Raw genomic sequence first — 20812 nt, forward strand, 5'->3', positions numbered from 1 at the left:
CTGGCGCGGGGTCAGCGCCGCAGCAGCCAGATCACGACCGAGACCACCACCGACACCAGGATGCAGGTCGTGATCGGCAGGTAGAAGCTGAAGCCGTCGCGGACGATATGGATGTCGCCGGGCAGGCGGCCAAGGCGGTCGAACGGCAACTTCGACAGCCAGGGCCAGGCGGCGCCGGCGGCAAGCAGCACGGCGCCCAGGATGAGGAGCAGGCGTTGCATGGGATGGGGAGGGTCAGCGGGCGATCCTGAGGCATTTGACCGGCAGGTCGACGCATTGATTCCGGTCTGCCGCCGGCCAGCCATCCTGGTCAGGATGCCGTGATTTACATGGATTTCGGAATGTAAATTGAAGGCTCGCGCTTTTTGTATGAAATTTCCTTATTCGTATTGATGGTTGGGATAGAAAATTTCAGTATGTCGTAGAACAGTGAAATAAATATCCAAAATAGTGAGGAACAGATAGTGAAAAACCCGAGATAGGTGGAGATTCCTGGTGAATCGCGGCTCTGATGCGCACGCCTTTTTGCCGGGTTAACGCCAATTCTTGGCCTCAATGCCCGTTGCCTAAGATTCGTTCAATTAGAGAACGTGAGTTCGCTATTAGAACAAATCGCGGTGCCGGTCGTGCCTGCCTGCAGGCGGACCGCGCGATTTCCAAGGCAGACGGAGACAATAGTGCCCCAATCCCTCCAAACCAAGGCTGGCGTCGCGGACGTCCAGGCCCTGATCGACGGACAGCGATTCACTGCTTACCAGTGGCTGATCCTTGTGCTTTGCTTCCTGGTGGTTGCCGTCGACGGCTTCGATACCGCCGCCATCGGGTATATCGCGCCGGCGCTGGTGCAGGACTGGGGGATCGAGAAATCGGCCCTCGGGCCCGTCATGAGCGCGGCGCTGTTCGGCCTCGCCTTCGGCGCGATCTTTGCTGGCCCGCTGGCTGATCGCATCGGCCGCAAGAAGGTGCTGGTGCTGTCGGTCTTCTTCTTTGGCGCCTGCAGCCTGGCCACGGCCTTTGCGCCCACGCTGGGCTGGCTGACGGTGCTGCGCTTCCTGACCGGCCTGGGTCTGGGCGCCGCCATGCCCAATGCCGTGACGCTGACCGCCGAGTTCGCGCCGCAACGCCGCCGGGCCGTGCTGGTGAACACTATGTTCTGCGGCTTTCCGCTCGGCTCCGCGGCCGGCGGCTTTGTCGCCGCCGCGATGATCCCGCATTTCGGCTGGCACAGCGTGCTGCTGCTTGGCGGCATCGTGCCGCTTGCGCTGGCGCTGCTGCTGGTGGTGCTGCTGCCCGAGTCGGTGCGCTACATGGTGTTGCGCAACTATCCGGCCGACCAGATCCGCCAGCTGCTGCGGCGCGTGACCGGCGCGGACGTGGGGGCAGCGAACGCCTTCGTCATCGGCGAGCAGGCGCCCGCGACCCGCTCCGCCATCGGCACCGTGCTGGCGCCGGGCTATCGCCTGGGTTCGGCGATGCTGTGGTGCACCTACTTCATGGGCCTGGTCATCTTCTACCTGCTGACGAGCTGGATGCCCACGCTGATGAAGGACGCCGGCTTCTCGATCCAGCACGCGTCATTCCTGACAGCGCTGTTCCCGCTCGGCGGCGGCATCGGCACCATCGCGGCCGGGTGGTTCATGGACCGCTTCAACCCCAACAAGGTGATCGCCATCACCTACGCCGCCACCGGCGTGCTGATCTACGCCGTGGGGCACGGCACTGGCAGCCAGGTGCTGCTTGGCGTGCTGATCTTTCTCGCCGGCACCGCCATGAACGGCGCGCAGTCGTCGATGCCGTCGCTGGCCGCGGCGTTCTACCCGACGCAGGGCCGTGCCACCGGGGTGGCGTGGATGCTTGGCATCGGCCGCTTCGGCGGCATCACCGGGGCCTTGCTCGGTGCCGAACTGCTGCGGCTGCATCTGGGCTTCGACACCATCTTTACGCTGCTTGCCGTGCCGGCATTCCTGGCTGCCGGTGCGCTGGTGGTCAAGCATTTCAGCGGCAGTCATGCCCCGGGTGCCGACGCCGAGGGCAGCGCCGGCGTGGCAGCTCACTGAGCCTCACTGAGCAGTCCTGAGCATCACTGAGCCGCAAGCGGCCGGGCCGCGGCGCGGATGCAGTCAGCCAGCGCTTCGGCCATCGGGCTGAGGGTGCGGTCGCCGTGCCGTAGCAGGCCGATCGGTTCCTCCGTGCCCTGCGTATCGAGCGGCAGCAGGACCAGTTCATCCTCGGCCACCGCGCGCTGCGCGGCAGACAGCGGCGCCGCCCACACGCAGTCGCTGTGGCGGGCCAGCAGCCGTCCGAGGTAGGCGTCCGATGTTTCCACGCATCCGCCCGGCAGGGGCAGGCCGTGGCGGGCGAGCAGGCTTTCGGTGTTGTGGCGGGGGATCGAGCCCGCTGCCGGGATCACCAGCGGCCATGCCAGCACGTCAAGCAAGGTCGGCCGCGATACGGCGGCAAGAGGGTGCGCGGAACGCACCGCCAGCGCCAGCGAGTCCGGGCCCAGCGATTCGAACCACAGGCTTTCCATGGCAACCGGGTCATCCATCCGGCCAATGACCAGATCCAGCACATCGGCCTTGAGCTGGTCGATCAGGCTGCGGTTCATGCCGGTCTGGACGGCAAGCCCGACCTCGGGGTGCGCGGCGCGGAAGCGCAGCAAGGCATCGGTCAGCACCGCCGGCACGACGCTGGGCAGCGCGCCCAGCCGGATGCGCTCCTGTGGCTGCGCCTGCTCGCCGGCCATGCTGTCGGCCGCCGCATCGATATCGGCGAGGATGCGCAGCGCGTGGCGCAGGAAGCGCGTGCCGGCGGTGGTCAGTTCCGTGCCCGCGCGCTGGCGCACCAGCAGGCGCGTGCCGGTCAGCTCCTCCAGCTCGCTCAGGGTCTTGGACACGGCTGGCTGCGTCAGCCCCAGGCGATCAGCGGCGCGGCCCAGGTGCTGGGTCTGCGACACCGCCACGAAGCAGTAGAGATGCCGCAGCCGCACGCGGTTGCGGAAGATTTCGAGCGCGGGTGGGGCGGGGGGTTTCATGCTGAAAAGTTATCGTAATTCTTGGAAATCTCAATTTACATGACTTTATGTGTTGCTTAAAGTCATACCATTCCAACGACAAGGAGACTGCGCAATGACCCGCCTTGCCCAGTATCGACGTCCCTACTGGGACACCCAGCCCGAATACCGCTTCGACCCCTACGCTTCCACGCAGAAGCGCTCGCCGGGCCAGCCGCTGATTGCGCTGCCGCAGTCGCTGTCCGAAGTGACCGGTCCCACCTTCGGCGACGAGTTCGTCCGCGAAGGCGATAACGACCTCACCGTCGGCAACGGCGGCGAGCCCATCGGCGAGCGCATCCTCGTGACCGGCCGCGTGCTGGACGAGAATGGCCGGCCGGTGCCGAACGCGCTGATCGAGGTGTGGCAGGCAAACGCGGCCGGCCGCTACGTGCACAAGCGCGACCAGCACGACGCGCCGCTGGACCCGCATTTCTCCGGAGAGGGCCGCACCGTCACCGACGCCAACGGGCACTACCGGTTCAAGACCATCAGGCCCGGCGCCTATCCCTGGCGCAACCACCACAATGCCTGGCGGCCGCAGCATATCCACTTCTCGTTGTTTGGCAATGCCTACGCCACGCGGCTGGTGACGCAGATGTACTTCCCCGGCGATCCGTTGCTGCCGTTCGACCCGATCTTCAACTGCGTGCCGGACGAGAAGGCGCGCGACCGGCTCATCGCCAGCCTCGACTGGGAGACCACCCAGCCCGAATACGCGCTCGGCTACCGTTTCGATATCGTGCTGCGTGGCCGCGATGCCACGCCGATGGAGTAAGACCATGCTTTACGCCACCTCATCCCAGACCGTCGGCCCTTACCTCCATATCGGCCTGAGCGGGCTGAACTGCGCCGACCTGACCGCCAGCGCACCGGCACTGGCCGGCCAGCGCATCGTGATCGAAGGCCGCGTCACCGACGGCAACCGCGAGCCCGTGCCCGACGGCATGGTCGAGATCTGGCAGGCCAATCCCGCCGGCCGCTACCGCCACGCCGAAGACACGCGCGAGCTGCCTCTGGTGCCAGGCTTTACCGGCTTCGGCCGCGTGCCGACCGAGGCTGACGGGTCGTTCCGCTTCGTCACCGTCAAGCCGGGCGCCGTGCCCGGTGCCGACGGCCGGCCGCAGGCGCCGCACATCATGGTGTCGGTGTTCATGCGCGGGCTGGTCAAGCACGTTGCCACGCGCATGTACTTTCCGGACGAGGCCGCGGCCAATGGGGCCGATCCGGTGCTGGCGCTGGTGCCGGCCGAGCGGCGCGGCACGCTGGTTGGCAACGATGCCGGCAATGGCACGCTGCGCTGGGATATCGTGCTGCAAGGCCCGGGCGAGACGGTGTTCTTCGATATCTGACACGCCGCGCCGGCGGCCGGGGAATCTCCCGGGCCGCCGGCGACAAAGCATAATCAGGTGGTCGTCATCGCCACGACCCCTACCGATCGCCCCCATGCCAACCGTCACGCGTCTTACCGATCCCATGTTCGGCAGCCCCGCGGTGCTGGACATCTTCTCCGACGCCGGCACCGTGCAACGCATGCTTGCCGTCGAGGCCGCGCTCGCGCGCGCCGAAGCGCAATGCGGCGTGATCCCGGCCGCTGCCGCGACCGTCATCACCGAAGTCTGCAGCGACGTCGGCGCCATCGACCGCGATGCGCTGGCGCAGGCCGCGGTCGCCGCCGGCAATCTGGCCATTCCGTTTGTCAAACAGCTGACCACCGCCGTGGCTGCGCGCGATGCCGATGCGGCGCGCTTCGTGCACTGGGGCGCCACCAGCCAGGACATCATCGACACCGCGCTCGTCCTCCAGCTGGGCGACGCGCTGCGCGTACTCGATGCCGACCTGATACGCCTGGGCGAATCCTGCGCCGCGCTGGCCAGCGCGCACCGCGCCACGCCGATGGTGGCACGCACCTGGCTCCAGCATGCACTGCCCACCACCTTTGGCTGCAAGGCCGCCGGCTGGCTCGACGCGCTGCGCCGCGACCTCGCCCGCCTTGATGCGGCACGCGCGCAGGCCCGCGCGCTGCAGTTCGGCGGCGCCGCGGGCACGCTCGCCAGCCTCGGCTACGCCGCGCCCGGCGTAGCCGCCGCACTGGCCCGCGAGCTGGGCCTGGTCGCACCCGTGCTGCCATGGCATGCGCATCGCGACCGCATGGTCGAAGTGGCCGCCACGCTTGGCATGCTGACCGGCACGCTCGGCAAGATGGCGCGCGACATCTCGCTGCTGATGCAGACCGAGGTGGCGGAAGTGGCCGAGCCCACCGGGCCCGGCCGCGGCGGTTCCAGCACCATGCCGCACAAGCGCAATCCGGTCGGCTGCGCGGCGGTGCTGACGGCATCGGTGCGCGTGCCGCCGCTGGTGGCCACCATGCTGTCGGGCATGGTGCAGGAACACGAGCGCGCGCTTGGTGGCTGGCAGGCGGAATGGGACACGCTGCCGCAGATCGTCACGCTGGCCGCGGGCGCGCTGCGCCAGATCGGCGAGGTGGTGGCGGGGCTGCAGGTCGATGCGGCGCGCATGCGTGGCAATCTCGATCTCACGCATGGGTTGATACTCGGCGAGGCCGCGATGCTGGAGATCGGCGGCAGGATCGGACGCCTGCAGGCGCACCATCTGGTGGAGCGCGCCTCGCGCCGCGCAGTGGCCGACGGCACCAGCCTGCGCGATGCGCTGGCCCGCACGCTGCAGGAGGAACCCGCCCATGCGGGCTTGCTCGACGACGCCACGCTCGACCGCCTTGCCAACCCCGCCAACTACGCGGGCCAGTCATCGGCTTTTGCGGATGCCGCGGTGCAGGCGTGGCAATCCGCGCTTGCCGGACGTGCCGCACGCTGACTGGCCACGGATTCTCAGGAGACTGCATTGCCCTATCTCGATCACGCCGGTGCCCGGCTCTTCTACACCGTCGACGGCCCCGAGGCCGCGCCGGCCATCATCTTCTCCAACTCGCTCGGCACCGACCACACCATGTGGGAGCCACAGGCCGCCGCGCTGGCCGGGCGCTTTCGCGTGGTGCGCTACGACACGCGCGGCCATGGCCGCTCGACCGCACCCGGCGATGCCTTCACGGTTGAACAACTCGGCCAGGACGTGATCGCCATCCTGGATGCATTGGGCATCGGCCAGGCCATATTCTGTGGCCTGTCGATGGGCGGCCTGACCGGGATGTGGCTCGGCATCCATGCGCCCGAGCGCTTTTCCCGCATCGTGCTGGCCAATACCGCCGCAAAGATCGGCAACGCGGAGGGATGGAACACTCGCATCGACACCGTGCTGCGCGACGGCATGAGCGTGATGGTCGCGCCTTCGGTCGAGCGCTGGTTCACCCCCGGGTTTGCCGCCACGGCCGACCGAGCGCTGGACGGCCTGCGCAGCGTGCTGGCAGGACTCGATCCACGCGGCTATGCGGCCAGCTGCGCGGCGGTGCGCGACGCCGACTTCCGCGAGACGGTGCCGTCGATCCCGGTGCCGGTGCTGGTTGTCGCCGGCAGCCAGGACCCGTCGACCACCGCGCAGGAGGGCCGCGCGCTGGCCGATGCGATTCCCGGCGCGCGTTTCATCGAACTGCCTGCCGCGCATATCTCCAGCTTCGAGCAGCCGGGCCGCTTCACTGCCGCACTGATCGATTTCGTGCGCGGCCGCCTGCCCGTGACCGACGACCACGCGCGCTACGACGCCGGCCTCTCGGTGCGGCGCGAGGTGCTCGGCAGCGCGCATGTCGATCGCTCGCTGGCGCGGCTGACGCCGCTCAACGAAGAATTCCAGAACCTGATCACACGCTACGCCTGGGGCGAGATCTGGACGCGCGAAGGCCTGCCGCGCCATACGCGCAGCCTGCTGACCATCGCCATGATGGTGGCGCTGAACCGCACGGATGAACTGAAGCTCCATCTGCGCGCCGCCGCCAACAATGGCGTGACGCGCGACGAGATCAAGGAAGTGCTGTTGCAGACGGCGATCTATTGCGGCGTGCCGGCGGCGAATTCGGCCTTCCACATGGCCGAGGAAATCTTCGCCGCGATGGACCAGCCCGCCTGATCCGTCAGCGCACCGCGAACGCCGGCAGCCGCGCCCGCCCCGATTGCCGGAACTCCGTGGGCGCCTGGCCCACCTGCCGCGCGAAGAAGCGCGAGAAGTACGCCGCATCGGAAAACCCGAGCGACAGTGCGATGTGCTTGATCTCCAGGTCGCTGAAGAGCAGGTCGCGCTGCGCTTCGGCGAGCACGCGCGCGTGGATCATCTGCAGCGCTGACTGCCCTGAGGCCTGGCGGCACACGCGGTTGAGCTGTGTAGGCGTGATGCCGATGGTGCCGGCATAGTGGCCGATCTCCTTCTGCTCGCGGTAGTCCGATTCCAGCAGTTGCTGGAAGTGCTGGAAGTGCCGCGCCGGTCGGCCGCTGCTGCGCGCGGCGGCCGGCTGATCGGCATTGCCCAGCCGCGCAATGCCGATCAGCACCAGCGTCAGCAGCGCCGACAGCGACGCCCCGCGCCAGGCGGACACCGCTTCCATCTCCGCACGAAACAGCGCCAGCGCATCCGCCAGCGCATGCCCGCGCCGCACGCGGTCGTGGCGCGGGTGGTCGAGCAGCGGCAGCGCATCCGGCACACCCGCCAGCAGCGTGCGCAGGTGGCTGTCGGTCATGGTGACAACCATGCCGTCAGTGTCCGGCGTAAACACGAAGCCGTGGATGTGCCGCGGCGGCATCGTCACCAGCGAGCCGCCGCGCAACGGCTCGCGGCGTTCCTCGAGCAGGGCTTCCCCGCCACCCGCGTGGATGTACAGAATTTGCAGGAAGCGTTCATGCCGGTGGGGCTTGATCTCCCACCCGTGCAGGCGGCTGCGCGCGGCGATGGACTCGAAATGCAGCTGGTCAGACAGCGGCTCGGACGAATTCACGCCATACAGGGAGTAGGTCGGGACAGGTTTCACGGGGGGCGTCAGTGTTTACCAGCAATGTTCCGATTGTCCTGTCATCGGTTCGGTCTGTCCATTCCGTAGCGGGCCTCCGCCGACTATCGTTAGCGCCGGTAGATCGATATGTACAAGGAGACAAGACATGCGCACCCAGATTGCCATCATCGGCGCCGGCCCCGCCGGCCTGCTGCTCGGGCAGTTGCTTACCAAGGCGGGCATCGACAACATCATCGTCGAGCAACGCAGCCCGGAATACGTGCTGGGGCGCATCCGCGCCGGCATCCTCGAGAGTGTGACCGTCGATGCGCTGGAGCGCGCGGGCGTGGCGGCGCGGCTGCATGAGGAAGGCCTGGTGCACGACGGCATCGAGCTGTCGTTCGATGGCCAGCGGCATCGGATCGACCTGCATGCGCTGGTCGGCCGCAGCGTGACCGTCTACGGCCAGACGGAGGTCACGCGCGACCTGATGGCGGCACGGCAGGAAGCGGGCATCACCACGGTCTACGAGGCGCAGGATGTCAGCCTTCATGATTTCGATGGCGCCAGGCCGGTGGTCCGTTACCGCAAGGGCGGCGTGGCGCACGAGATCCACTGCGACTACATCGCCGGCTGCGACGGCTTTCATGGCGTCAGCCGCCAGAGCGTGCCGCTTACCGCCACGCAGCTGTTCGAGCGCGTCTATCCGTTCGGCTGGCTTGGCATCCTCTCGGACACGCCGCCGGTGGCGGAGGAACTGATCTATGCCAGCCACGAACGCGGCTTTGCGCTGTGCAGCATGCGCTCGCGCACGCGCAGCCGCTACTACGTACAGGTGCCGTCGAGCGAGCGCGTGGAGGACTGGTCCGATGAACGCTTCTGGGACGAACTGCGTTGCCGCCTCGATCCGCAGTCGGCGCAGTCGCTGGTGACGGGCCCGAGCATCGAGAAAAGCATCGCGCCGCTGCGCAGCTTTGTGTGCGAGCCGATGCGCTTCGGCAACCTGTTCCTGGCCGGCGATGCCGCGCATATCGTGCCGCCCACCGGCGCCAAGGGGCTGAACCTGGCCGCCAGCGACGTGCTGACCCTGGCCGATGGACTGGTCGCCGCCTACCGGCATGACGACAAGCGCGAGCTGGATGCCTATTCGGCGCGCTGCCTGCGCCGCATCTGGAAGGCCGAGCGCTTTTCATGGTGGCTGACTTCGCTGATGCATCGCTTCCCGGCTGCGGATCCGTTTGCGCTGCGCATGCAGCGGGCCGAGCTCGATTACCTGGTGGGTTCGGAAGCGGCGTGCCGGGTGCTGGCGGAGAACTATGTGGGGTTGCCGTACTGAACGGCCAAAACCGGTGCCGCGCGGGGCGTTGTCGGAAGAAAAAATAGAGCGCGGCACTTGCCGCGCTTTCCAACCCTGCATTCCGCAGGTCTTACCTGACTTCTATTGCCACCGCCCGCTCAGCCTGCGCCTGCAGCCGCAGGCTCTCCGTGGTCTGGCCCGACCCATCCGGGGTCCATCCGGGGGGCATCACCAGATAGCCAATCGCTTTCAGCAGGCTGCCAGCGTTGAGCATGTCCTTGCCCAGGCCGATCCAGTGCTCGAACTGGTTGACCAGCGGGTTATGCGTGGTGGTCGGGTGGACCAGGCCGTAGCGGCAGGGCTCTGCTGCACGCTCTTCCACATAGGTGCCGAACAGGCGGTCGAAGATGATCAGCACGCCGCCGTAGTTGGCATCGAGGTAGTCGATGTTCGAGGCATGGTGCACGCGGTGCGCCGACGGGGTGTTGAACACGTACTCGAGCCAGCCCAGCTTGGGAATCCAGGTGGTGTGCAGCCAGAACTGGTACAGCAGGTTCAGGCTCACCGTGGCCAGTACCACTTCAGGACGAACGCCCAGGAAGACCAGCGGCGCGAAGAAGATGGCGGTGCCGGTGATCTTGCCGGTCCAGCCGAGGCGATAGGCGGTGCCCAGCGTCAGTTCGTTCGGCGAGTGGTGGACCGCGTGCGTCGCCCAGAAGAAGCGGATGCGGTGCGAGGCGCGGTGGTACCAGTAGTAGCAGAACTCTTGTCCGAGGAAGAGCAGCAGCACTGCGAGCGCGCTGTTGATCTCGACCGTGAAGAGGCGGTGCTGCCAGGCAAACGCAAACACGGGGGCGGCCAGCGACAGGGGCAGCAGCGCCAGCAGCTTGCGGCCAACCAGGTCGGCCAGCGACAGGGTGACTTCATGCCAGGGGTAGGCCTTGCCCTGGCGATTCGCCTTGCGTGCCAGGACGAAGGCTTCGACCAGAGAGACTGCCACGATAAACGCCGTGACGTAGAGGGTGAATCTGCCGAGATTGTGCATGTCAGGTCCAGTGCGGTGAGGTGGGACGCTTGGCTTGCGGGTTGCTGCTTGCTGCGTCGGTGAGGCAAATGTAGTGGCTGGACCCGTGCGGCGCCATCCAGCAATTATTTCGCCGTATGTCATGCCCGGCGGGCCGCGGGCGGTGCAACAGCGCGACATTTTTTCCACCGCGAAAAGCCGCCGTCCCTTTCCTATAGTTCGACCGTCGCCGCGCCACGGAGCGCGGCAAGAAACGAACCGGAAGGACCTGCCATGACGAAACGCCTCAGCAATCTTGCCTCTTCCTTGCACCTGCCCCTGCACCTGCCCCGCGTGCTCGGTATCGCCAGTGGCGCGCTGGTGATCCTGGCGAGCACGCCCGCCTTCGCTGCATTCGGCGGACACAGCATGGCCTATACGCCGCGCGGCACGTTCGAGAGCGGGCATATCGGCGCCTGCGGTGGCGGCAGCTGCTCGCACGCCGGCGGCATCGAGGGCCCGCATGGCGGCCTGGCCACCAATACCGGCACCGTCACGCGCACGGCGCCGGGCCAGTTCAGCAACAGTGGCACCGCCGTCGGCTCCAACGGGCGCTCGGTGCAGCACGACGGCAGCACCAGTTGCGCCGGGGGCACCTGCTCGCACAGCGGCGACCTGACCGGCCCCAACGGCCAGACCGCCACCACTTCCGGCAGCGTGACCCGCGAAGGCGTGGGCCAGTATTCGTCGTCGGGCACCGTCACTGGCGCAAACGGCAATACCTACGGGCACGCCGCTTCGACCAGCTGCGCCGGCTCGACCTGCTACCGCTCCGGCACCGTGACCGGCACGCAGGGCGGCACGGTCGTGCACTCGGGCAGCGCCACCAGCGTGGCGCCCGGCGTGGTGACCACCGGCGGCGGCACTACCGTGGTCCACGGCGCGGCGGTGACGACCGGCGGCACGACCGTCACCACGGTCGGAGCGGTCGGCACTGTGGCTGCCGTCGGCACGGTGGGTACGACCGTGGCGGTCAGCACGCCGCCGGTGGTGGTCACGCCGCCTCCGCCGGCGCCTGTCTACGTGCCGGCCCCTGCGTCCGCCACGGTGTACGTGCCGCCGCCCGCCAAGGTCGTGGTTGCCCCGCCGCCGCCTCCGGTGCGCGTGGTGGTTGCCGCACCGGTGCCGCGCACCGTCTATGTCGCGCCGCGCGCTGTCTACGTGACCCGCCCGCCCGTCATGATCCCCGGCCACTGGGCCGGCGGCGCGTGGGTGCCCGCACACTTGGTCTGAGCACAGCGAGGCGGTTTTCCCTTCGGTATCCCATCGCAAAGCGCCGGTAAATGACCGGCGGGCCTACCGCGCCCCACATGAAGAAGATGATTGCTGTGCTTGTGTTGTGTATTGTTTCTGCAGGCGCCTATGCACAAAGGGCCGCATCGCCGGAGACCCGTGATGGAACAGGTGAACAGGATTGTCGTGCTCGACGACGAAGCCGAGCTGCGCAACATGCTGCAGCGCTTCCTGACCGGGCACGGCTTCCGCGTGCGCGCGGTGGCCGACGGCAAGCAGCTGGACAAGTACCTGCAGCGCGAGCCGCACGACCTGCTGGTGCTCGACCTGATGATGGAGCCCGAGGACGGCCTCACCATCTGCAAGCGCCTTCGGGCAGAGGGCCACACGCTGCCGATCCTGATGCTGACGGCCAAGGGCGACCCGATGGACCGCGTGGCGGGGCTGGAAACCGGCGCCGACGACTACCTCGCCAAGCCCTTCGTACCCGACGAGCTGGTGGCGCGCATCCGCGCGCTGCTGCGCCGGCAGAAGATGTCGGCCGGCGATCCCACCGTGACCACGCAGAGGCTGCGCTTCGGCGACTTCACCTTCGATGTCGGCAAGCAGACGCTGCTGCGCGGCGGCGAGCCGGTAGAAGTGCATTCGGCGCAGATGCTGCTGCTGCACGCGCTGGGATCGTCGCCGAACCGCGCGGTCAGCCGCGAGAACCTGCTGGCGCGGGCGCGCGGGCGCGACCATGATGCGCTCGACCGCAGCATCGACGTGCAGATCCTGCGGCTGCGCCAGATCGTCGAAGACGACCCGTCCAAGCCGCGCTTTATCAAGACCGTGTGGGGGGTCGGCTACATGCTGGTCGCCGGCGTGGATTCGTGAACCGTTCGTCGCCCATGCTCAGGCGCCTGCTGCCGCGCTCGCTGCTGGCGCGCAATATCCTGCTGCTGGTAGCGCTGGTGGCCATCACCCAGGCGTGCTCGCTGACGGTGCTGATGCATTACGTGCAGCGCCCGCGCATCGAGCGCGCCGCCATCGTCTTTGCCGACTACGTGCGCACGCTCGACCGCGTGGTGGCGGCAATGCCGCTTGACCCCAGCGGAGCCGCGGCCACGCGCATGGGCGCGCAGGCGCAAGAGCCCGAGCACGCCGCGGCGAAACCCGCGGCCGATCTGCAGCACCTGCTGCGCACCTGGCAACGCGATGTCTTCATGGAGGCGTTGCGGCGCCACCTGCCCGCCGACATGCCGGTGCGATGGCAGGCCGGCGAGGCCGAGCAACTCTGGATCCGCATGCATGTGGGCGGCGAGCCTCGCTGGATCGGCCTGCCCATCAGCGAGGACGTGCGCGCCGGCGGCATCGCCACGGCGCTGGCGCTGTCGACCGCGCTGGCGCTGCTGGCGGCCTTGACCGGCTACCTGATCCAGCGCCACCTGAACCGGCCGCTGCAGGACCTTGCGCGTGCCGCGCAGGACATCTGCGCGGGCTCGACGCCGCCGCCGCTGCCGACCGACGGTCCGACCGAGATCGCCCAGGTCAGCGGCGCCTTCAACCAGATGACGCAGGCGTTGCAGCAGGCCGAGCAGACGCGGGCACTGATGCTGGCGGGAGTCTCGCATGACATCCGCACGCCGCTGACCAAGCTGCGCCTGGCGATGGCCATGTCGATCCCGCGCGGCGCCGACGACGCCTTCGTGGCCTCGGCCGAGGGCTACCTGGACCACATCGAGACGATCCTGCAGCAGTTCATGGACTACGCCGGCAGCGGCGAGAAAGAGCAGCCGCAGCCCGGCGACGTCAACGCGCTGGTGTCACAGCTCGCCGCCGACTTCGCCGGCCTGGGCCATGAGTTCGAGCTGTCGCTGGCGCAATTGCCGCCGGTTCCCTATCGCCCGGTCAGCCTGATGCGGCTGCTGATGAACCTGATGCAGAACGCTGTCGTCTACGGCAAGTCTGGCTTCAGCGTGCGCACGTGGCGCGATGCCGCGTGTGCCTACGTGGCGGTCGGCGATCGCGGCACCGGTATCGCCGCGCACGAGCTGGAGCAGCTCAAGGCGCCCTTCAGCCGCGGCGCCAACGCGCGCGGCCACGCGGGCGGCACCGGGCTCGGGCTGGCCATCGTCGAGCGCATTGCGCGGCTGCACGGCGGCTCGCTGCAGTTCCGCCCGCGCGATGGCGGCGGGCTCGAAGCGGTGGTGGCGCTGCCGCTGCAGGCACCGGCGGCGTAGCGCAGCACCTCGCCGCACCCCGCCGCGCCGTGACATGGCGCGAAATAATTCCCAGATGGCGCTGCGCGCGGGTTTTTCCCATACTTCCGTCACCGCGATGCCGAACGGCAACACACTCGGCAACACCCGAAGCAGGCAACGCGGCAAGAAGCTCCCGATGGTTTGCGATCCCTGATGCAACGATGTCGGTGACAGCTTTTACAGACCACTGACGGCACCACTCGCCAACCCAAAGGAAACGATATGCGCAACGCTCTCCAGACCATCGCCAAGCAAACCAAGCGCCTGACCATCGCCGCACTCGCCGCCACCGCCATGCTCGGCGCCGGCTGCGCCAACGCCGGTGTCACCGGCATCAACCAGGTGGGCCTGATGCAGGCCGTGCACGCCGACGTGATCTACGTCCACGCGTTCGACGCCGATGCCGGGCAGGTGAAGCTTGACGGCGGCCTGGCGCAGAAGGTCAGGATGATGGCCACCGGCGGCTCGTCGGCGAGCGCGCAAGGCCAGACCGCCGCCGAAGCGCGCGAGCAGGTCGCCAACGAGATCGTGCGCGAGCTGCGCGGCATGGGCCTGAACGCGGTGCGTTCCGATGCGCCGGCGCCGGCTGGTGCCAGCGCGCTGATCGTCGAGGGCGATTTCCGCAAGATCGATGAAGGCAGCGGCCGCCGCCGCCTGCTGATCGGCCTGGGTGCGGGCAAGAGCGAAGTCGGCGCCGATGTGCGCATCTCGTACAAGCCCGCCAACGGCGCGCCGATCCCGCTGCAGAGCTTTGTGGCCAGCGCTGATTCGGGCCATGTCCCGGGCGTCGCGGAAACCGCCGGCATCGGTGCCGCTGCCGGGCATGTGGCGATGGCGGCAGCCGGTGGCGCCGGCGTGCACGGCGCCACGGAAATGACGCGCGACTCGATCTCCGCCGATGCCACGCGCCTGGGCAATTCGATCGCCAGCCAGGTCGCGGCCGCGAGCACCGAAGAAGGCTGGCTGACTGCCGCGGCGGCTCGCTAAGCCAACGGCTTGCTCCCCTCTCCCGCGTGCGGGAGAGGGGAGACAACACTGGCAGCTTTTGGCGCTGTCAGCACTATGCGGCCCCGCCTTGCGCGGGGCCTTCGTCTTTCCGGTCGCGCAGCACCTTGCTCACCAGCCTGGAAAAGAACGCGAAATACAAGCCGGTCGACAGGCCGCACATCAGGATGCCGGTCAGCGCTTCCACGCTGCCCACCAGGCGCCATTCCTGCGGCAGCACCACGTCGCCATAGCCCGTGGTGGTGTAGGTCACGGCGCTGAAGTACAGGGCCGTATGCAGGTCGGGCATCCCCGCGCGCCAGTAGTAGAACAGGCCCCATGCCGTGATCCGCAGCAGGTGCAGCAGGATCGTGCACGCCGCCAGGCTGATCAGCGCATGCGTGGCGCGCCAGAAGTAGCGCGGCCCCGACGGGATCCGCCACTTGAGCCAGTGAAACGCCGCCAGGATGCCGATCGCGTGGATCGATACACAAAGCGCCATCAATAGGAATGCGGTGAGAGCCTTGATCAGCATAGTTGTGCCTGTTGGTGTGGCGCAACCCGGGCCGGCCGCGCGGCACCATGCTACTCCAGCGGCGCGACGAAGGAGAGCGCCATCGCCGGCGGCATCGCCTCTGCCACCACGCCGCCCACCAGCACCACCGCCGGGCTGGCTAGCCCGGCAGTCAATGCATCGGCCAGCGTTTGCACCGTGCCGGTCCACGAACGCTCTTCCGTGGCGCCGGCATGCATCACCACCGCCGCCGGCATGCCCGCGCGCATGCCGGCCGCCAGCAGCCCGTCGCGTATCGCCGCGAGCCGGCTCATGCCCATGTAGATGACCAGCGTGGTGCCGCCGCGCACCAGCGCGTCCCAGTCCGGCGAGCCGTGTTCGCTGGTGTGCCCGGTGACGAAGGTCACGCCGTGGCAGTGGGCGCGGTGGGTCAGCGCGATGCCCAGCGCCTGCGCCGCCGCCACGCCGCTGCTGATGCCGTTGACCACTTCCACCGGCACGCCGTGCGCGCGCAGGAAGGCGGCTTCTTCGCCGCCGCGGCCGAACAGCAGCGGATCGCCGCCCTTGACGCGCGCCACGGTGCGGCCGGCCAGCGCATGCTGCAGCGTCAGCTGCTGGATGCGCGCCTGGGTGACCGAGCAGCGGCCGCCACGCTTGCCGACCCACTCGACATGCGTGCCGGGCCGGGCATAGCAGGACATCTCCGGCGAGACCAGGTCATCGACCAGCCATACGTCGGCGGAGCCGAGCGCGCGCACCGCGCGTACCGTGACCAGGTCGGGGCTGCCGGGGCCGGCGCCGACCAGCCAGACCTTGCCGGGCTTGAGGGGAGAGTTCATGCGAGTGACTCCTGCGTGCGTGGCGGCATGGCGTCAATGACTGGTGCCGGCCGAGCGCGTGGTCTTGTTGAAGACGTTGTATTTGCCGATGGGCTTGTCCATCGGGATGCGCTTCACTTCCCGCAGCGTGGCGGCGTCGTAGACCACGATCGCGCCGTCGCGCTCCATCAGGCTGACCAGCGCATAGCGCCCGTCGCGCGTGAATTCAACATGCGCGGCGGTGCGGCCGGGGCTGGGCGTGACGCTGCCGGCGACTTGCAGGGTCTGCTTGTCGATCACCTGCAGCGTGTCGCGCCGCGGGCTCATCATTGCGTCCGCCCAGGCGTAGCGGCTGTTCTCGTGGCTGCGCAGGAAGAAGCCGGGGCCGTTGGTCGGGATGGCGGCGACAGTTTTCCAGTCCTGCATGTCGATCACCGGGATGCGCCCCTGCCCGAGGTCGGGCGACGCCATCACTGCATGGCCGCCCCGTTCCCACGTGATGCCGCTGCCGAGGTGGGGCATGCCGCCGAGCGCCAGCGAGGCCACCTTGCGGCCCTGGTCGAGGTCGATCACCTGGCCGCCGCCGCTGCGCGATGCGCCGAGGATATGGCGGTAAGGCTGGTCGAAGAAGAAGTCGTCGAGCACATCGTCCAGCACGATCGCACGCGGCGCCAGCGACGCCAGGGGCTCGCCGGCGGCGTCGGCATACGGGATCTCCCAGACCTCGGCAATGTCCTTCAGCGCCGCGATAAAGCTGTGGCGAGGCGCCGCGTCGTAAACCGCCGATACCCGCGAAACGTCGCCACTGAGGCCCTTGACGTCGATCACCCGCTCCAGCGACAGGTCGTCGGCGCGCAGCAGCACCAGCGTGCGCGGCAGCGTATTGCCGGCCAGCACCCAGCGCCCGTCGTCGCTGACGGCAACGTTGCGCGTGTTGATGCCGACGCGGATCTCGGCGACATAGGCCAGGTTCCACAGGTCGTACTTGCTGACCCAGCCGTCGCGGCTTGCCATGTAGACATAGCGGCCATCGCGGCTGAACTTCGGGCCGCCGTGCAAGGCGAAGCGCGTGGCAAAGCGATGGATCGGTGCCAGCCTGTCGCCGTCGAGCACGGTCATGTGATGGCTGCCTGCCTCGACCACCACGAACAGGTTCTGCGGATCGGCGCTGAACACGGGACGCGCCGGCAGCGCGCCGGGTGCATGCATGACCACGTGGCTGGCCCGGATCGCGCCGGCGCTCCATTGCGGCGCGGCGGCCGGTGCCATGCGCAGCCAGCGCGCCAGGGCCTGCAGTTCGGGCGCCGGCAGCGTGGCGCCGAAGGCCGGCATCTGCGTCGCGGCGCGGCCGTCGCGCAGCACGGTATCGAGTTCGCTGGGGCGCAGCCGCTCCAGGCTTTCCGGCAGCAGCGCGGGGCCCAGGCCGCCGAGGCGGTCGGCGCCGTGGCAAGTGGCGCAGTGCTGGCCATAGAGCGCGGCAGGATCGTGCGCGAGCGCGGATTGCATCCCGCAAGCGAGCGCCATGGACATGAGCCATCGGGCAAGGCGTGTCATGCCGCCACCTCCGCTTGGGGCGAGGTGGCGATTTCGGTGCCGCTGAGGTAGCAGCCCGGATCTTCCGCCCACGCGTTGCCGGTCAGTGCGAGCGCGCGCACTCGCGTATTGCCGTTGCAGATGGCACGGTGCGCGCAGTCAGCGCAGCGTCCCTGCAACGGGCGCGGCCGGCTGGCCAGCCCCGCCATCAGCGGATCGGCGCGGCTTGCCCAGATCTCGCCAAAAGGCCGTTCGCGCACGTTGCCCAGCGTGACATGCCACCACATCGTGTCGGGATGCACATTGCCGAGGTTGTCGATATTGGCGACACCCACGCCGGTCGGATTGCCGCCCCACTGTTCCAGCCGCTGGCGCATGTCGGCGACGCGGTGCGGGAAGCGCTGCGCGATCCAGTGCAGCAGGTAGACCCCGTCGGCATCGTTGTTGCCGGTGACGAAGTCGCCGGCATGGCCCGCGCGCGTGCGCTGCCAGACATGGTCGAACAGCCAGTCCAGCGCGGCGCGCGTGCGCGCATGCCGCGCGTCCTCGGCGCGATGGCTGCGCGCGCGGCCCGCGTAGTTGAAGTGGGACAGGTAAAACTTGCCGATGCCTTCGCGTTCGGCCAGCGCGACCATGTCGGGCAGTTGCGCGGCGTTGGCCTCGGTCAGCGTCATGCGCACGCCGACGCGCAGGCCGGCGGCGCGCGCCACGCGCAGGCCCGCCAGCGCCTGCGCGAAGGCGCCGTCGCTGCGGCGGAAGCGGTCGTGCGTGGCTGGCAGCCCGTCCAGGCTGACGCCGACATAGTCGAAGCCCGCCGCGGCCAGCCGTGCAGCGTGGCCGGCATCGAGCAGCGTGCCGTTGGACGACAGCGACAGGTGGAAGCCGAGCGCGCGCGCATGCGCGGCAATGTCATACAGGTCCGGCCGCAGCAGCGGCTCGCCACCGGACAGGATCAACGCGGGCACGCGCGCATCGCGCAATTGCGCCAGCACGCGCAGCGCCTCGGCGGTATCCAGCTCGCCCTTGAAGTCGGTATCGGCCGAGGTGGCATAGCAATGGCGGCAGTTGAGGTTGCAGCGGCGGATCAGGTTCCAGATCACGACCGGCCCGGCGGCCTTGCGGGCATGCGGCACCGGACCGGCATCGCGCAGGGCTTCCATGAATCGGGACAGGCGGAACATCAGCGTGGCTCCTGTGGGGCAGCGCCCGCCGGCGGCAGGCGCAGGCCGGTTTTCTTCAGGATGCGGGTGGACCACAGCACGTCATGCGCGCGGCATGCGTCGCCCAGCAGTGCCGCGATGCGGGCTATCTGCGGCGCCGCGTCGGCGCGCGTGTGCGCGTGGACCATCGCGAACAGGTTGTAGGGCCAGTGCGGCAAGCGGCGCGGGCGCAGGTAGCAGTGGCTGACGAAGGGCAGCGCACCGACGCGTTCGCCGAGCGCATCGACGCCGGCATCGTCCACGTCCCACACCGTCATGGCGTTGGCGCGCCAGCCCAGCCGGTAGTGGTTGGGCACCGCGCCGATGCGGCGGAGCATGCCGCGCGTCTGCATCGCCGCCAGCCGGGCGATGACTTCGGCTTCTTCGAGGCCCAGCATGGCGGCGACCGCTGCGAACGGCGCCGGCTCTAGCGGCAGGCCGGCCTGGGTGGCGCGGATCAGGGCAAGGTCGATGGTATCGTGGGCGTCGGCGGACATCATGCGGGAAGGTAGAGGTTGACGAAGAATTCGCGCTCCTTGGGAAACGGCAGGATCTCGACGCCTGCCGCGGCGCCGATGCGCGCGAGCGCCGGGGCCACGTCCTCGGCCCGCGCGACCGCCAGCACGAACCACAGGTTCAGGTGGTGGGTGCGCTGGTAGTGGTGCGCGACCTCCGGGAAGGCGTTGATCGCGGCGGCCACGGCGTCGAGCCGCTGTTCCGGCGCGTGGCAGGCGCACAGCACGAAGCGGCCGCCCGCGCGCTCGATCTGGTAGAGCGGGCCGAAGCGCGTCAGCACGCCATGGTCGAGCAGCCGGCGCAGCCGCGCCAGCAGTTCGTCCTCCGCGATGCCAAGCGAGGCGGCTGCCTCGGCATAAGGCCGGGGCACCAGCGGCAGGCCCCGCTGCAGCGCGTTGATGATGCGGCGGTCGGTGGCGTCGATGGTGTCGATGGTGTCGAAGGAGTCGGGAAGCACGGCACCGGAGGCATCGGCTGTCATGCTCGCGCCGCCTCCTGCGTGGCGTAGCGCGTGCCGCGCTGCTTGTAGCAACGGGTGCCGACCAGCACCGCGCCGGGGGTCTGGTCCATCCCCACGGTGGCGCGGATGTCGTCGAGTGCCGGCCGCAGGTCGTGCGCATCGCGCGCATGGATCATCGCGAACAGGTTGAAGGGCCACGCCGGCAGGCGCCGCTCGCGCCGGTAGCACAGCGTCACGCGCGGCTGGCGTGCCAGGCGCAGGCCGATCGCGTCGACGCGGGCGTCCGGCACGTCCCATACGCACATGGCGTTGTGGCGGTAGCCGAAGCGGCCGTGGCGCAGGACTACGCCGAGCCGCCGGATCACGCCCTGCGCCGACCATTGCGCAATCCGCTCCAGCACCCGCGGCATCGGCAGCCGCGTGCGCAGCGCCAGATCATGGAACGGGCGCGGCGTCAGCGGCAGGCCCGCCTCGAGCGCCGCCACCAGGCGCCAGTCATCCGCATCCAGCGTGACAGGCAGCACGGGGGCCGCGACTCGGCGCTGGCGGCGATTGCCAGTACCGAGCGCAAAACCCAGGTCGATGTGGTACTCGCGTGCCATCGGCAGGTCCAGTGGCACCTGCCCCGCCATGTCGGCAATCGCCGCCAGCGTGCGATCCAGCGTGCCGCGCTCGCGCGCGCCCGCGACAAACCACAGGTTGTAGGCGTGGCCGCTGCGCGCGTAGTTGTGGCTGACCGACGCGCAGGTGCTGACGCGCGCGGCCACGCGATCCAGCTGCGCTGTCGGCACGCTCAGCGCGGCCAGCGTGCTGACGCCGATCACATTGGGCGCGAACACGGCGCCGACGCGGCTGATCCGGCCCGCGCCCAGATCGCGCGCCAGCAGCGACAGCAGCGTGTGCTCGCACAGGCCCAGCCCTTGCGCGAGCGCCTGGTAGGGGCGAGGCTGCAGCGGAAAGTCGTGCTGCAGCGTGTCGTACAGGGTGAATTCGTCGAACATGGCGCCGT

The 20812-nt window shown here is 68.8% G+C and carries 21 protein-coding genes; 10 read left to right on the forward strand and 11 right to left on the reverse strand.

Annotated elements, in window-relative coordinates:
• Positions 1-11 precede the first annotated feature (11 nt).
• Positions 12-221, reverse strand: a complete 210-nt coding sequence (locus AC5WJ1_RS23240; protein ID WP_133095941.1) for a DUF2905 domain-containing protein — start codon at positions 219-221, stop codon at positions 12-14.
• Between the two features lie 456 nt (positions 222-677).
• Between AC5WJ1_RS23240 and AC5WJ1_RS23245 the strand changes: the two genes are divergently transcribed.
• Positions 678-2057, forward strand: a complete 1380-nt coding sequence (locus AC5WJ1_RS23245) for an MFS transporter (RefSeq protein WP_133095940.1) — start codon at positions 678-680, stop codon at positions 2055-2057.
• Positions 2058-2080: 23 nt separating this feature from the next.
• Here AC5WJ1_RS23245 and AC5WJ1_RS23250 read toward each other — a convergent pair whose 3' ends face one another.
• Complete coding sequence (locus AC5WJ1_RS23250; protein WP_135703212.1) at positions 2081-3034, reverse strand: LysR substrate-binding domain-containing protein; 954 nt, start codon at positions 3032-3034, stop codon at positions 2081-2083.
• A 94-nt stretch (positions 3035-3128) separates the two neighbouring features.
• Here AC5WJ1_RS23250 and pcaH point away from each other — a divergent pair, with 94 nt between their 5' ends.
• The 4 genes from pcaH (at position 3129) to pcaDC (ending at position 7090) form a co-directional block, all read left to right on the forward strand.
• Complete coding sequence (pcaH, locus tag AC5WJ1_RS23255) at positions 3129-3830, forward strand: protocatechuate 3,4-dioxygenase subunit beta (protein WP_494476578.1); 702 nt, start codon at positions 3129-3131, stop codon at positions 3828-3830.
• A 4-nt stretch (positions 3831-3834) separates the two neighbouring features.
• On the forward strand, positions 3835-4404 hold the full coding sequence (gene pcaG / locus AC5WJ1_RS23260; protein WP_135703210.1) for a protocatechuate 3,4-dioxygenase subunit alpha: 570 nt from the start codon (positions 3835-3837) through the stop codon (positions 4402-4404).
• Between the two features lie 94 nt (positions 4405-4498).
• Complete coding sequence (locus AC5WJ1_RS23265) at positions 4499-5887, forward strand: 3-carboxy-cis,cis-muconate cycloisomerase (protein WP_135703209.1); 1389 nt, start codon at positions 4499-4501, stop codon at positions 5885-5887.
• Between the two features lie 27 nt (positions 5888-5914).
• Positions 5915-7090, forward strand: a complete 1176-nt coding sequence (gene pcaDC / locus AC5WJ1_RS23270) for a bifunctional 3-oxoadipate enol-lactonase/4-carboxymuconolactone decarboxylase PcaDC (protein ID WP_135703208.1) — start codon at positions 5915-5917, stop codon at positions 7088-7090.
• Between the two features lie 4 nt (positions 7091-7094).
• On the opposite strand, the gene AC5WJ1_RS23275 is transcribed toward pcaDC, so the two are convergent.
• A complete protein-coding gene (locus tag AC5WJ1_RS23275; protein WP_135703207.1) occupies positions 7095-7982 on the reverse strand; it encodes a helix-turn-helix domain-containing protein in 888 nt (295 codons plus the stop codon).
• Positions 7983-8109: 127 nt separating this feature from the next.
• Here AC5WJ1_RS23275 and pobA point away from each other — a divergent pair, with 127 nt between their 5' ends.
• On the forward strand, positions 8110-9279 hold the full coding sequence (gene pobA, locus AC5WJ1_RS23280; protein WP_135703206.1) for a 4-hydroxybenzoate 3-monooxygenase: 1170 nt from the start codon (positions 8110-8112) through the stop codon (positions 9277-9279).
• Positions 9280-9370: 91 nt separating this feature from the next.
• Here pobA and AC5WJ1_RS23285 read toward each other — a convergent pair whose 3' ends face one another.
• On the reverse strand, positions 9371-10285 hold the full coding sequence (locus tag AC5WJ1_RS23285) for a sterol desaturase family protein (protein ID WP_135703205.1): 915 nt from the start codon (positions 10283-10285) through the stop codon (positions 9371-9373).
• 252 nt (positions 10286-10537) lie between these two features.
• On the opposite strand from AC5WJ1_RS23285, the gene AC5WJ1_RS23290 reads away from it, so the two are divergent.
• The 4 genes from AC5WJ1_RS23290 (at position 10538) to AC5WJ1_RS23305 (ending at position 14766) form a co-directional block, all read left to right on the forward strand.
• Positions 10538-11536, forward strand: a complete 999-nt coding sequence (locus AC5WJ1_RS23290; RefSeq protein WP_135703204.1) for a hypothetical protein — start codon at positions 10538-10540, stop codon at positions 11534-11536.
• 162 nt (positions 11537-11698) lie between these two features.
• Positions 11699-12412 carry a response regulator gene (locus tag AC5WJ1_RS23295; RefSeq protein WP_133095930.1) on the forward strand — a complete coding sequence of 238 codons (714 nt, stop codon included), beginning with the start codon at positions 11699-11701 and terminating at the stop codon, positions 12410-12412.
• 14 nt (positions 12413-12426) lie between these two features.
• Positions 12427-13758, forward strand: coding sequence for an ATP-binding protein (locus AC5WJ1_RS23300; RefSeq protein ID WP_133096045.1), 1332 nt, complete (start codon positions 12427-12429; stop codon positions 13756-13758).
• 243 nt (positions 13759-14001) lie between these two features.
• A complete protein-coding gene (locus AC5WJ1_RS23305) occupies positions 14002-14766 on the forward strand; it encodes a DUF4410 domain-containing protein (RefSeq protein WP_133095929.1) in 765 nt (254 codons plus the stop codon).
• 73 nt (positions 14767-14839) lie between these two features.
• Here the strand turns inward: AC5WJ1_RS23305 and AC5WJ1_RS23310 are convergent, their stop codons facing one another.
• From AC5WJ1_RS23310 to ahbB (AC5WJ1_RS23340), 7 genes are read right to left on the reverse strand one after another with little or no spacing between them, the layout of a single operon-like run.
• Complete coding sequence (locus AC5WJ1_RS23310; protein ID WP_494476579.1) at positions 14840-15298, reverse strand: potassium channel family protein; 459 nt, start codon at positions 15296-15298, stop codon at positions 14840-14842.
• Between the two features lie 50 nt (positions 15299-15348).
• Complete coding sequence (gene cobA, locus AC5WJ1_RS23315; RefSeq protein WP_135703202.1) at positions 15349-16116, reverse strand: uroporphyrinogen-III C-methyltransferase; 768 nt, start codon at positions 16114-16116, stop codon at positions 15349-15351.
• Positions 16117-16149: 33 nt separating this feature from the next.
• The gene (locus tag AC5WJ1_RS23320) at positions 16150-17649 is read right to left on the reverse strand and encodes a nitrite reductase (protein WP_135703201.1); all 1500 of its coding nucleotides are present in this window, start codon (positions 17647-17649) and stop codon (positions 16150-16152) included.
• The gene (gene nirJ, locus AC5WJ1_RS23325; protein ID WP_494476580.1) at positions 17646-18809 is read right to left on the reverse strand and encodes a heme d1 biosynthesis radical SAM protein NirJ; all 1164 of its coding nucleotides are present in this window, start codon (positions 18807-18809) and stop codon (positions 17646-17648) included. The genes AC5WJ1_RS23320 and nirJ overlap by 4 nt, the downstream gene beginning before the upstream one ends.
• Complete coding sequence (gene ahbB / locus AC5WJ1_RS23330; protein WP_195430417.1) at positions 18809-19324, reverse strand: siroheme decarboxylase subunit beta; 516 nt, start codon at positions 19322-19324, stop codon at positions 18809-18811. Before ahbB (AC5WJ1_RS23330) ends, nirJ begins: the two co-directional genes overlap by 1 nt.
• On the reverse strand, positions 19324-19824 hold the full coding sequence (locus AC5WJ1_RS23335) for an Lrp/AsnC family transcriptional regulator (RefSeq protein ID WP_494476581.1): 501 nt from the start codon (positions 19822-19824) through the stop codon (positions 19324-19326). Before AC5WJ1_RS23335 ends, ahbB (AC5WJ1_RS23330) begins: the two co-directional genes overlap by 1 nt.
• Complete coding sequence (gene ahbB / locus AC5WJ1_RS23340; protein WP_133095924.1) at positions 19821-20804, reverse strand: siroheme decarboxylase subunit beta; 984 nt, start codon at positions 20802-20804, stop codon at positions 19821-19823. The genes AC5WJ1_RS23335 and ahbB (AC5WJ1_RS23340) overlap by 4 nt, the downstream gene beginning before the upstream one ends.
• Positions 20805-20812: the final 8 nt, after the last annotated feature.

Source organism: Cupriavidus sp. MEYA8 (genome assembly GCF_059278825.1).